At 31.2% G+C, this 12,907-nt stretch carries 13 protein-coding genes, 1 tRNA gene and 1 riboswitch; of the genes, 10 read left to right on the top strand and 4 right to left on the bottom strand.

The window, feature by feature from the left end; all coding sequences use genetic code 11:
• Window positions 1-55: 55 nt before the first annotated feature.
• From CLOBL_RS02100 to CLOBL_RS02080, 5 genes are all read left to right on the top strand, one after another.
• Window positions 56-1,756 carry an ABC-ATPase domain-containing protein gene (locus CLOBL_RS02100; protein WP_077857480.1) on the top strand — a complete coding sequence of 567 codons (1,701 nt, stop codon included), beginning with the start codon at window positions 56-58 and terminating at the stop codon, window positions 1,754-1,756.
• Window positions 1,757-1,937: 181 nt separating this feature from the next.
• Window positions 1,938-2,327, top strand: a complete 390-nt coding sequence (locus CLOBL_RS02095; RefSeq protein WP_009168222.1) for a hemerythrin family protein — start codon at window positions 1,938-1,940, stop codon at window positions 2,325-2,327.
• 115 nt (window positions 2,328-2,442) lie between these two features.
• Window positions 2,443-2,559, top strand: a riboswitch (FMN riboswitch).
• A gap of 164 nt (window positions 2,560-2,723) precedes the next feature.
• Window positions 2,724-3,308 (top strand): ECF transporter S component, encoded by a 585-nt coding sequence (locus CLOBL_RS02090; protein ID WP_077857479.1) that lies wholly within the window; start codon window positions 2,724-2,726, stop codon window positions 3,306-3,308.
• Between the two features lie 428 nt (window positions 3,309-3,736).
• Window positions 3,737-3,895: a rubredoxin gene (gene rd, locus CLOBL_RS02085; protein WP_009168224.1), complete on the top strand. Its 159-nt coding sequence runs from the start codon at window positions 3,737-3,739 to the stop codon at window positions 3,893-3,895.
• A gap of 204 nt (window positions 3,896-4,099) precedes the next feature.
• Window positions 4,100-4,864, top strand: a complete 765-nt coding sequence (locus CLOBL_RS02080) for a DeoR/GlpR family DNA-binding transcription regulator (protein WP_077857478.1) — start codon at window positions 4,100-4,102, stop codon at window positions 4,862-4,864.
• Between the two features lie 33 nt (window positions 4,865-4,897).
• On the opposite strand, the gene rimI is transcribed toward CLOBL_RS02080, so the two are convergent.
• From rimI to tsaE, 3 genes are read right to left on the bottom strand one after another with little or no spacing between them, the layout of a single operon-like run.
• The gene (gene rimI, locus CLOBL_RS02075) at window positions 4,898-5,338 is read right to left on the bottom strand and encodes a ribosomal protein S18-alanine N-acetyltransferase (RefSeq protein WP_077857477.1); all 441 of its coding nucleotides are present in this window, start codon (window positions 5,336-5,338) and stop codon (window positions 4,898-4,900) included.
• 2 nt (window positions 5,339-5,340) lie between these two features.
• On the bottom strand, window positions 5,341-6,087 hold the full coding sequence (tsaB, locus tag CLOBL_RS02070) for a tRNA (adenosine(37)-N6)-threonylcarbamoyltransferase complex dimerization subunit type 1 TsaB (RefSeq protein WP_077857476.1): 747 nt from the start codon (window positions 6,085-6,087) through the stop codon (window positions 5,341-5,343).
• On the bottom strand, window positions 6,084-6,545 hold the full coding sequence (gene tsaE / locus CLOBL_RS02065) for a tRNA (adenosine(37)-N6)-threonylcarbamoyltransferase complex ATPase subunit type 1 TsaE (protein WP_009168228.1): 462 nt from the start codon (window positions 6,543-6,545) through the stop codon (window positions 6,084-6,086). The genes tsaB and tsaE overlap by 4 nt, the downstream gene beginning before the upstream one ends.
• A 478-nt stretch (window positions 6,546-7,023) precedes the next feature.
• On the opposite strand from tsaE, the gene CLOBL_RS02060 reads away from it, so the two are divergent.
• The 3 genes from CLOBL_RS02060 to CLOBL_RS02050 all read left to right on the top strand — a co-directional run bounded on the left by CLOBL_RS02060 (window position 7,024) and on the right by CLOBL_RS02050 (window position 9,417).
• The gene (locus CLOBL_RS02060) at window positions 7,024-7,929 is read left to right on the top strand and encodes a zinc ABC transporter substrate-binding protein (protein ID WP_077857475.1); all 906 of its coding nucleotides are present in this window, start codon (window positions 7,024-7,026) and stop codon (window positions 7,927-7,929) included.
• Window positions 7,930-8,279: 350 nt separating this feature from the next.
• Window positions 8,280-9,068, top strand: coding sequence for a phage replisome organizer N-terminal domain-containing protein (locus CLOBL_RS02055; protein WP_077857474.1), 789 nt, complete (start codon window positions 8,280-8,282; stop codon window positions 9,066-9,068).
• 274 nt (window positions 9,069-9,342) lie between these two features.
• Window positions 9,343-9,417: transfer RNA gene (locus tag CLOBL_RS02050), tRNA-Trp, on the top strand.
• A 168-nt stretch (window positions 9,418-9,585) separates the two neighbouring features.
• Here CLOBL_RS02050 and CLOBL_RS02045 read toward each other — a convergent pair.
• A complete protein-coding gene (locus CLOBL_RS02045) occupies window positions 9,586-10,140 on the bottom strand; it encodes a TetR/AcrR family transcriptional regulator (RefSeq protein WP_077857473.1) in 555 nt (184 codons plus the stop codon).
• A 212-nt stretch (window positions 10,141-10,352) separates the two neighbouring features.
• Between CLOBL_RS02045 and CLOBL_RS02040 the strand changes: the two genes are divergently transcribed.
• Both CLOBL_RS02040 and CLOBL_RS02035 read left to right on the top strand, forming a co-directional pair.
• A complete protein-coding gene (locus CLOBL_RS02040) occupies window positions 10,353-10,961 on the top strand; it encodes a nuclear transport factor 2 family protein (RefSeq protein WP_077857472.1) in 609 nt (202 codons plus the stop codon).
• A 255-nt stretch (window positions 10,962-11,216) separates the two neighbouring features.
• Complete coding sequence (locus tag CLOBL_RS02035) at window positions 11,217-12,842, top strand: amidohydrolase family protein (protein WP_077857471.1); 1,626 nt, start codon at window positions 11,217-11,219, stop codon at window positions 12,840-12,842.
• Window positions 12,843-12,907: the final 65 nt, after the last annotated feature.

Below are 12,907 nucleotides of genomic sequence, written 5' to 3'. Positions count from 1 at the left end.
TGAAAATATATTAAGAAAAAAATCTTAAATATTAAGAGAAAAATAGGTGAATTACATGAAAAATTTAGAAGAATTAAAGAGAGAATTAGATAGAATTGATGGGAAAAGTTATAAGCTATATAAAAACCTAGAAGGGCAATATGATTTTAAAAATTATATATTGAGCATAGATCATGTTCAAGGGGATCCTTTTGCAGCACCGTCTAGAATTAGAGTAATAGTAAATCAAAAAATGGCGGGATTTCCAAAGGAGCTTTTTGATAATAAATACAAAAATATTGCGGTAGCAGATTATTTAACAAGAGAATTTTATTACAATATAAATAAGTGCAGTGAAAGAATTTTTGGTTCAGGAAAGAGTGGCTTAATAGTTATAAGTAAATGCCCTCAGCAAATATTAGAAAGAACTTCAATAATTATAGATAATGATAAGCTAGAAGCAAGGTTTTATGTTGGATTTCCTGCAAGAGGAAGGAGCGTTTTAGCAAAGGAACTTGAGAAAATTTTATATAATGTTATACCAAATATTGTTGAGAAAACTTTGATATATAAAAACATCAATAGTACAAAGCTGATAAATAGAGTAAAGCTAATGGAAGATCAGGAATGCATAAGAGAAGAACTAGGCAAAAGAGGTTTGATTGCATTTATTGCCAATGGATCAATTTTACCTAGAGAAAGCGGAATATCTTCTAGACCATTAAAAAATGGAAAGGTATTTATTTCACCTAAGGAATTAGAAATGGAGTTTAATACGCAAAGTAAAGGCACAATTAAAGGAATGGGAATAAAAAAGGGCATAACTCTTATCGTTGGAGGAGGATATCATGGTAAATCCACATTATTAAGAGCTTTAGAACTTGGCGTTTATAATCATATTGAGGGTGATGGAAGAGAATTTGTAATAACAGATAAATCTGCATTGAAAGTGAGAGCAGAAGATAATAGATGTGTAACGAAAACAGATATATCGTTATTTATAAATAATCTGCCAAATGAAAAAAATACTACAGAATTCTGTACAGAGAATGCAAGTGGAAGCACCTCTCAGGCGGCTAATATAATAGAAGGAATAGAAAGTGGCAGCGGTGTATTATTAATAGATGAAGATACTTCAGCTACTAACTTTATGATGAGAGATGAGCTAATGCAAAAGCTAGTTTCAAAAGAAAAGGAACCAATAACACCATTTATTGAAGTAGTTAAGCCTTTATATGAACAAAAAGGAATCTCAACAATAATGGTAGTTGGAAGCTGTGGAGATTTTTTTGATGTAGCAGACTGTGTGATTCAAATGGATAATTATGAAACTAAGGATGTTACAAAAGAGGCTAAAGAGCTAAGCAGCGGGCATATAATAAAAAGAATTAATGATAGAAATTTAAAAATAAATATTTCATTTAATAGAGTAGTTAAAAAAGGAACTGTTCAAGCTGGTGAAAAGGGCGTAAAAGTAAAAACAATGGGGTTAGATGTAATAAGTATAAATAAGGAAGAGATAAATTTGAGAGCTGTAGAACAAATAGTAGATAATGAGCAGCTAAATGCAATAGGTTCTATTATGAAATGGGCAGAGGATAATATTGTGGATAAAAATCTAAGTTTAGAAAAATTTGTGGATAAAATAATTAATGAAATAGATAAAAATGGGTTATTGTTTATTGAAAGGGTGAAAGGCGGAAATGGAAGCTTAGCTATGCCGAGAAAGCAAGAAATAATGGCAGCTTATAATAGGTATAGAAAGCTAAAAATGTAATATTTGTTTAGTAATAAGTCATAGATAAACATTTTCAATTTTTTAGCTGTAAAAATTATCGAATTTGAAATTTTTATTAAAGAAACATGTATTTCATAGTGACTTTGTCAGAAAAAGGTGATATATTAGAAAATAATAGGATGGATGAAACTTAAACTATGATAGGAGGAATGTTTTATTTATGTATGAAATGAAAGAAGAGTATAAAATTGGGGTAGAACTAATTGATAAGCAACATAAGAAGCTGTTTGAACTAGCAGATAAAGCTTACATGTTACTAAAGGACGAATTTACAATTGATAAGTATGACAAAATAGTAGAAATACTACAGGAATTAAAGGATTACACTGTTTTTCATTTTAAATCAGAAGAAGAATATATGGAAAGTATAAACTATAAGAGAATGTTCACTCAAAAGGTAGAACATGATGCATTTATTAAAAAGCTTGAAGCAATTGATTTAAAAAATGTTGATGAAAATCAAGATGAGAGCTTAATGGAAGTACTGAATTTTCTAAACGATTGGTTGACTGAACATATATTAAAAAATGACAAGCTTATAGGACAATAAAACAGATTGTATAATTAATATTTGTTTTTATAATTAGAAATTAATATTTTTACTAGAAATAAAAACATATTGAAAATTATATAATAAAGTTATATAATTAAGAAAATAAAAAATATAATATCTTCAGGGCAGGGTGTGAATCCCTACCGGCGGTACAGCCCGCGAGCTTAAAATAAGCAGATTCGGTGTAATTCCGAAGCCGACAGTATAGTCTGGATGAAAGAAGGTAACCTATTAGAGATTTTGATTTTTGTAATTTAACTCTTTGAGTTTAAGCCCTGATGTTTAACATCAGGGCTTTTTTTATGTTTAAAAACAAACGTTCAAATGAAGTTAATTGAAAATAGGATAACTAATAAGCTATACCAGGAAGATAATCTTTTGGGAGGTAGAAAGATGAACGAAAAAACAAGTAGAATGGTAAAAATTTCCTTATTAGCAGCAATAGCACTTATACTTAGGTATATAGAATTTCCAATAATACCGCCATTTCCATGGTTACAATTTGATTTAAGCGATGTTCCAGCAATGCTTGGGGTATTTGGTTTTGGACCAATGGCAGGAATAATAATAGAGTTATTAAAAAATGTTGTAATATTAGCGATAAAAGGAACAAGCACAGGTTTCGTTGGAGAGGTTGCAAACTTTTTATTTGGAGTTGCATTAATATTGCCAGCTGGACTTGTATACCATAAAAAGAAAAGCAAAAAAAATGCTATACTTGGAATGATATTAGGAGCAGTTGTTATGCAGATAGTAGGAATTATAGGAAATGTATATCTATTATTACCTGCTTATGGAATGCATGTGGATAATGCTTATCTTATATGGTATATTACTGCAGGATTATTACCAATTAATGCTATAAAGGCACTTATAACATCAATATTAACTTATGTATTATACAAAAGGATTTCGGTTTCAATATTCAAAGCAGAAGCTAATTTCGGAAGTATAGAAGATACAACAAAAACTATATAGAAATATAGAAAAAGCTGTGACAAAAACGGTTAAAAACATTTTGTCACAGCTTTTTTACTAAATAAAGGCTTACGAATTGATTTTATGCTTTTGGGAAAAGTAATTATAAGAAATCAATAAGGAGAAATTAAATAGAATAATTATAATTTTATTAGTTAACAAAATTAATTAATTAATAATAACTATTGATTAATAATTCCCTATCTGGTATTATATCAATATAGAGATAAGAAAAGGGGTGTTTCAATAAGTTTTAGAATAAATGATACGGTGATTGAGGAATAAGAGAATTATGGGATCCTGATGAAGATGCACTAAATAGGTGCAGGGGATTTGGTAAAGCAATTGCAGAAATGCTTTAAATATATTTAATAAATTAACAAATATTAGTATTTAAATAACAATTAAATTTGGAGGAGGTTTTTATTATGGAAAAGTATATTTGTACAGTATGTGGTTATATTTATGATGAGGCATTAGGTGATCCGGATAATGGAGTTGCACCAGGAACAAAGTTTGAAGATATTCCTGATGATTGGGTATGCCCATTATGTGGAGTTCCAAAGTCAGATTTTGAAAAACAATAGGGCATATTGATTTAGCATTTTTTGATAATGCCTAATAAAATAGTTAAAATCCAAATATAAAGTTTTAATAAAAAGGGACGATCAAAATAATTTTAAAAATTTTGAAAGTCCCTTATATATTGTGTATTATTATAGTTATAGAAAAATATTCGAGAATATTATTTTCATGTGCCTTAATAATAAATAATTAGGAGAATGAGTTATATGTTTACGGAAGAAAGATTAGATGAGATATTAAATATATTAAATATGCAGGGGAAAGTTAAGGTTAAGGATTTAAGTCAAAGGTTTAATGTGACAGAAGATTGTATTAGAAAAGATCTAAAACAGTTAGAACATACAGGAAAACTAAAAAGAACATATGGAGGGGCAATTCAAGTTAGGCAGTCTTCTCAAATATATGATATTTCAGAAAGGGAAAAGGTAGATATTACAACTAAGAGCATAATTGCAGAGAAAGCCTTAGAATTAATTCAAGATAGGGAAACTATATTTTTAGATATTTCCACAATTAATATTTTAATAGCAAAAGCTCTCTTAAAAAGCAAAAAAAGAGTGATAGTTGTTACTAATATGCTTGAGATTGCAAATATTTTAGCTACGTCAGACAATAATATTACAGTTGTAGTTGCAGCAGGCGTTTTGAATAAAGCATTAAACGGTTTTATTGGAGCAGCGGCTAATGATTTTATTAAAAAATATAAATTTGATAAAGCCTTTATAGGTAGCTGCGGAATTGATGCTTTTGATAAGAGTATAACAACCTTTGAAATTGAGGATGGGATAACCAAAGCAGCTATAATACAATCCAGTAAAAAAACATTTTTGGTAATGGAAAATAAAAAATTTAATGTAGATGGTAATTATAAATTCGCTATGATTGATGATATAGATGCAATAATAACAAATGAAAAGCCTAATGAACAGATCACAGAAATATTAGATAATAGTGAAATAGAATTGATATAAAAATGATAGTAAAGTTCCTAAGGAACTTTACTATCATCTTAGCCACATGATAATGGCATCTTCTTTATTATCTTCGTAATATCCTCTTCTAATTCCATCCTGCTTAAAATTATATTTTTCATATAATGCTTTTGCGGCTGTATTACTGCTTCTAACTTCAAGGGTAAAGGCTCTGCAAGCCCGCTCATTTTTACAATAATCAATTAATTCATTAAGGAGCTTAGATGCAATTCCTTGCTTTCTGCAGTTTGGGTGTACAGCTATATTTGTTATATGCGCTTCATCTAAAATGATCCATGTTCCTGCAAAACCAACAACTTTCTCATCAAGTCTTGCTATAAAGTATTTAGCTACAGGATTAGATAATTCTTGTATATAGGATTCCATGCTCCAGGAAACAGAGAAACTTAATGAACTTATTTCTAGAACTTCATCAATGTCTTCTTCTTTCATCAAATCAATAGTCACACACATGTCTATTTCATCCTTTGCTCATATTCTCTTTCAGCTTGTGATTTCTTCAGGTAAAATGGAGTAGAGTTTGGATCATCAAAATCACCATTTTTTAATAATACACTACCTATTTCGCCTAAAGAAGAAGCACGAACTAAATTAAGATGATTAGGTGGAAAATAACAATTTGGACAATTTTCAATTAAATAATCTTTATATTTATCTACGCCATCACCAATAAATATAACTTTTTCTTCTTTTGCTTTAATAATTTCTACCAGCTCATTAAGATCTAGAGCAGAATAATCTAAAACTTTTTCTAGTGTAACTGGAAGATCAGAATTTGCATTGGCTGATTTTATAGCAGTTAGAGAATCAGCAGAATGCCCCTTATACAATGCAGTATATACACTATTTCTTAAGGCATCCATTATAGGACATATAATTCCATCAAAATTAGCTGCGCTTAGTGCTAAAGCATCTAGACTTGATACACTGACATAAGGTTTATTACTTCCAAAGCTAAGCCCTTTTATTGTCGCCATACCTATCCTAAGGCCAGTGAAAGAACCAGGGCCCTTAGAAACAACATATCCATCGACATCATCTATGCTTAAATTATTAGCTTTTAATAAATTTTCTATTATGGACATGAGAATGACAGAGTGCTCTTTCTTATCATTTAAAGTAATTTCTCCAAGTAATTTATTATCCTTCATTAAAGCAGCAGTTGCTACCTTTGAAGATGAATCTATAGAGAGTATAATCATATCTTCAACTCCTTTATATAATCATATCTTCCTCCGTAAGGAGTTAAAATTATTTTTCTGTAATCTTCACCTTTAGTGAGATCTTTTTTTATATTTATATGAAGTAAATCATCTGGTAGAATTTCTTCTATATAATTTGCCCATTCAATAATAGATACTGCATCTGAAAAAATATAATCATCAAAGCCAATTGCATAAATTTCATCAGGGTCATTTACTCTATATACATCAAAATGGTTGAGTTTCAATCTACCACTATCATATTCATTAACAATTGTAAAAGTTGGACTTGTAATAGTATCAGTTACTCCAAGGCCTTGTGCAATTCCCTTAGTAATATGAGTTTTGCCAACTCCTAAATCTCCAGTTAGGCATATTATATCACCGGCATTTAATAATTTACCTAATTCTATTCCAAGTTTAGTAGTATCAGCTACATTATAAATTTCAAATTCCATGAAATACCTCCTTCAAGTGAGAATATATTCACACGTTAGATTTTTCTCACACACGCTAAAAAAGTCAGATGTATAAAGAAACCTATGGCTCTATAGTCATCTGCGATTTTTTTTGTTTAAAATTCTATCCAAATAGTTTATAATACATTCTGAGTGAAAATAATAAAAACGAGGCTTATAAATTCTCATCCTTTTATTTTATATCAAAATTATATAAAAGCAAATTAAAAATATTGTTTATAAGTAACTTTAATATTACATAAATTAAATATTCAGAAAAAATGTAATAAATTTGTATATATTTCTTGTGAATATGTTGGTATAATAAAGTAAAATGTATGCTAAACTGTATATAAGAAATGAATGAAGAATTAATTATTTTTGATACATAAATTATAAATTGTTCTATATTTATTAATTAATAAGTATATTAGAAAGAAAATTATAAGAGGTCAGTCAATTTTGGAGGTGACTTATTTTGAAGAAGATTACCTTTGCAATGATAATAATAACTATTGCATTGTCTTTTGGTATGAGTTTTTTTTCAAATCCTTTGTTAGCAAACACTGACAATAATAAAGCAGAAAATAGAGATAAATATTTAAATATAATGACAGTTAGTAAACCACAATATGATATGGTTAAGAAGATAACAAAAGATAAGAATAGTGTGAATTATATGCTTACTGATGAAAAGGAGATTAGTGAATTTAAGTATAGTGAGGACGTTTTAGATAACATATCTAATATGGATTTATTTATATATTCGGGTACTTCATTTGAGCCATGGAGTAATTCACTTATTAACGAATTAAAAAAAGGTAATCTTGGAATAATAAATTTAGCCAGAGGTATAAAGCTTTTAAGTTATACTCAAGGCAGCGATACTAAAGAAAATCCGTATTATTTTGAAGGTGTAGAAGAGTATAAGATAGCTTTATATAATGTAAAGTCAGCTATTCAAGATAGAGATCCTCAAAATAGAGATTATTATGAAGACAATTATAACAAAGCAATAAAAGAATTTGACGATAATTTAAAGAAATACAGTGACAAACTAAAATCTCTTAGTGAATATAAATTCATAACATTAAATAATGATTTTGATTACTTGACTAAATCTCTAAATTTAAATACTATTCAACTTGATAATCATGAAATGGGTGAGTTTATAAAAATTAATAATTTAGATCCGAAGAAAGTTATTATAATAGTTGATGGAGAAGCAGGAACTAAGTTAGATTTATCAGGATATAATACAGTTAAGTTATGGAAATATTATGGAGACTATTCTTTTGATAATTTGATTTTATATAATGTACAAGAATTGGCTAAATTAGCTCCAGAAAAAGCCGATAAAGCTTCTGGTAGTACATCGTCATAAGTTGATTTTTACTTAATATTACTTATTTAGATTGTTGATACACATAAAAGACAATACTATATTTGATTGTTTAGACTGCTAAAAAGAGTTATTTCACAATAAGATAGCTCTTTTTAGTAGTCTTTTTAGCTATGTTTAAAATTAATTACGTAAAAATAGTATTCTTATGTATGTAATTAATAGCCCTATATTATTGCAACTTAAATATAAATAAAATTTTTATTTTGATGTAATTTCTCCAAGTAAACCATATATCCTATATGAATAAATAAAGATAATGAATTGTTAGTATTCAAAGAAAGGTTTTAAGCAAGGAAAATCTATATTGAAAATGAGGGAGAATGGTAATTATGAGAGAAAGAAAATATATAAAATTTAGAACTGATATGTATGAGGATACAAAATTTAAAATAATAGATACAAAACCTAATAGAGATTTAATTCACTATGCTTGGACAAGACTTGTGGCTCTAGCTGGAAAGGTTAATCAAGAAGGAGACTTGTATATGTCAAGAAATATACCATATACAGTAGAAACTTTAGCAATAGAATTTAACAGGGAGGCTGATCAAGTAAGATCAGCTTTAGAAGTGTTTATAGAATTAGAAATGGTTGAATTAACAGAAGCCAATGTTTATAGAGTGGTAAATTTTGCAAAACATCAGAATATCAAAAAAGCAGAAAAAAATAAAGCTAAGAGCGAGGAGGTAAAGTCAGAAAATATCAGTAAAGAAAAGAGTGAAAATAAAACTGAGGTAGATGAGCTAAGCAGAGATAATATAAACAATAAAATTAAAGCAGAGGAAGGAAAATTAGTAGAAGCGGGTGAAAGTAAAGATAATAAGGATACCGCAAACTCTAACAGCTCAGGTAAGGAAAATAAAGAATTTACGGATGAATATACGATGAAAATTAATACTGATATGAATAAGGAGGCACTAAGTAATAGTTCAAGGGATAAGTCTCCTATAAATTTAGAGCTTAAAAAAAGCAAAAGGATAAATAAAAAAAGGAAAAAGGGAATCACCTGTGAAATTACGGACCAAGAACTGCAGCCTGATGATGTAATATGCTGGGTTAGTGATGGAGAAATGCCTTTAGCTGAGGGTGATGAGATAGTATCTAAATGGACATTTTAATTGAAATGCATTGAATTTAAAGATTTACAAAGATGATATATACACTGACTGTATAATTAAGAATATATATTCCTTGAACTGTAACTTAATAAGAGTTTTTTTAGCTATATCAATTAAATCTTTGTGCGCATTTATTTATGCTAGAAATCACATGCATATTTGTAATCTCAATGGTCATAATATGTAAGAGGAAATTGAAATTGGGTTTATAAAAGTTGTTAAAAAAACTTATTGATTAATTTATAAATATGTTATATAATAAATCTTGTCTCTTAGGGGTATGGCTCAACGGTAGAGTAGTGGTCTCCAAAACCATTGGTTCTGGGTTCAAATCCTAGTGCCCCTGCCACAAAGGTCGTAGTACGTTGTACTACGGCTTTTTTTAATGTCTAGGAAATCTGTCTTGGATTGCATGATAAAAAATTCATGGGGAATATAAGGATAGCTAAGTGATAATTGGACATAATAAAATTGAATATATAGATATTAAGTACCAGTATTGATAATTTTTTTATATTTATGAATTAAATATCACCGGTTGTTTCCCAAAAAGATCGTTTAGGGTTTCTGAAATCACTAGCGGATTATCTTCATTAAACTGAGTAATCGCAACCCGTAATGCTGTCAAGAGCATTGCCGCACGGATTTGTATAAAGTATTGCCAACTTCTATCATCCAGAGCGATTCTTTCTTTGATAAACTTCAGTTTTTCACCTAATATAAATGCGAGTCTGGTTTGAAACTCTCCATATAAATTTGCTTTTATTAAAGATAAGAAGAGCTCTTTTTGATCAAGCCAGATTTCAAGAAGAGATTTGACAATTATGTTTGAATCGGAATAGGGCCCCACACGCTCAATCAGGTCAGTGAATACAGATTCCATGCGGTATAGTATAACATCTGATTTATCATCAAACAAACGATAAAATGTGGCTCTGCCAATGCCGGAAACGTTAATTATATTTGTGACAGAGATATCATTATAATCCTGTGTTCGCATCAATTCTTCTAGACCTTTACAAACTATTTTTGCGGATTGTGTTTTTCGTTTATCATTTCCGATACGATACATTACAATTCCTCCTGTTCCACTTCTTCAACTTCTATTGACTCCAATTAGAGTTATGATATAGTTGTATCATAAATTCTGCTTTTTCACAAGTGTGAATTGTTATATGATAATTAATTGGTTCAAGATAAAATAGTAAGTCATTAAAAAATGCAGAATACTTAGAAAAAATTAAATTACAATTGGAAGTATCACTGCATCAAGGAGGAGAAAATATGTTATTTACAAGACCTAGTTATAGCACGGAGCAAATGGTAAAGGATAAGATTAGCATTAAGGAACTTATTGAATTTGAGCGCTTTTGCAGGGATAATGCACAGTGGGAAGAAATGCGCAAATGCTTTTCACCTGACTCTATAGTAAGAATATCATGGTTTACGGGAACTGGAGATAGTTTTGTGGATGCGTCTATCAAAATGGATTCCTACGCACCGCATAAGCTTTATAACACGATAATTGAGCTTAACAATAACAAGGCAGTGGCAGCTACAATGGCAACCATACAGATTCGTGCAAATATAGATGGCTGTATTGTGGAACTTCAATCTGATCTTAAACTGCTATATCGTCTGCAAAAGGCAAGCGGGGTATGGAGCATTGTCGCTATGGAAGGAATATATGAAAAGGATTCCTTACAGACCTGCTCTGGGGGCAATTTTTCAATATCTGCTCACGAGATCTCTGAGTACAGGACTAGTTATGCCTATCTTTCATATTTTCTTAAGAGGAATGGTTTTGAAATAAATATGGATCTTCCGGGTATTGACATACCGGAATCTGTACAGCGCATTTATAAAGAATCTGAAGATTGGCTTCATGAATAGTTGGTCTCTTATTCTGAAAGATAGCGACTATAGTGCTATGAAAGCACATGGTGAAAAAACAGAAACGATTTGTTCAGTGATTAGAAACTGTTAGTAAGATTGTTGCGTGCTTTTAGCAATCGGAGCTTGATGAGATACCGAATATCGGGTATCTTTCTTGCTGGACTTGCCAGATGAATGTGGTTTGCTTGCAATGAAGTTTATAGAACATTTCTAATCTTAAAGAATAATAAGAGATAAAGAAAGGGTTTTATTATGGGACAAAACAAAACAGGAAAGATTCTAAATATTATTGGATTCACACTGCTATTAGTGCTTTTCTTCGGCACTGTTTTAGTACTGATGATAAGTAGCAAAGAACGCTGGTTTGCTTATTTAATTCTTGCAGCATCCATCGGCTCGCTCGTGTTCCTGAGAATGACAAGATTTTGGCATGGATGGAAAGCCCTCCTCTGTTGGGTAACAGCACTTGCTATTGCCTGGATAGGCTTGTTTGCCGGACAGCCTTTGGTTGTTGATATTCAGTCATACACTGCTAAGAATTTGGATCAGCCCAGTGCATCCTATCAGCTTTTGATGAACAACTTAACAATTGTGGATACACGCACAGGTAATTTGACCTCTAATATGAGTATCCTATGCGCTGATGGAAAAATTAAAGATATCGCACCAACTGGCACAATTCAAGCGAATAATGACACGAAGGTTGTAGATGCTACCGGAAAATATGTGGTCCCTGGTTATCTGAACATGCATACACACATAATAGGAGCAGAGCATACTTCTGAAACACTGGATAGTATGCTGGCCGATGGCATAACTGGATTCAGGCAGATGAGCGGATCTTACGATCTCTTGAAGGAATGGCATTCAGGTACCTTTACTAGTTCGATAGATCAGCCGGCATTGTTAACAATGCCTGGGGATATTCTAACGCCGATTAACGCACCGACTCCTAAGGTTGCTGTAGAGCTTGTACGATTGCAAAAAGAGGAAGGAGCCGACTTTATAAAAGTGGGTGCCGTTAGGCCGGATGTGTTCAATGCAGCTCAGGTGGAGGCAAATAAAATTAATATGCCTTTTGAGGGACATGTGTTGCCTGATATGAACTTGAAGGAGGTTGCAGAAAATGGTTTCCGTAGTGTCGAACATTTCGGAATAAACAACGGGGCTTTGATATCCTGCTCAACAGACGAAACTGTCTTGAGAGGGGAGAATACAGTTATTCCCGCAATTACTGAAAATCCAATCTTTGTACAATTCATGAGGATAAAAGGTCTGAGAGATTTTTTGAATGAACAAGTTACAAATTTAGCCATAAAGACCTCTGGAGGTGCAAAAGATGAAACACAGCTGGAGCATATAATAGACACTTACAGTGATGAAAAAGCATCTGATCTTGCGAATATCTATGAAAAAGACAACACATGGCAGTGTCCGACTATGGTACGCATACGTTTAGGGCTATTTACGAACAGCAGTGAGTCTTCAGCGCAGGGACTATACAATCTTTATTTGAAACTGGTTAAGACATATGATTCCAAAGGTGTTAAGATGATGGCCGGTACGGATACTGGTGCAGGAGAAGACTGGCGCACCAGTGGATACTCTCTGCATCAGGAATTTGATGAGCTTGAGAAAGCTGGTATTTCTCCACTTCATGTTCTTCAGATGACAACCCTTAATGGAGCTGAATTCTTAGGACGCCTTGATGATATGGGCGTCGTAGATGTCGGCAAGTATGCTGATCTTGTACTGCTGGATGCAAACCCTATAGATAGTGTCCAAAATCTGCATAAGATTGATGCTGTGATACGTGCAGGCTCTTATCACGACAAGAACGTATTAAATTCTATTAAAGAGAGGCTAGGGACAGAATAAAAAATGAGAAATAGAAAAATGTATGAAAAGTACCGCTGAAGATCTAAAAGTAGTTAGGTGTCGTA

The organism is Clostridium sp. BL-8 (assembly GCF_002006495.1).
In the GTDB taxonomy this organism is placed as follows: domain Bacteria; phylum Bacillota; class Clostridia; order Clostridiales; family Clostridiaceae; genus Clostridium.
This window is presented reverse-complemented; position numbering and strand designations above follow the sequence as displayed.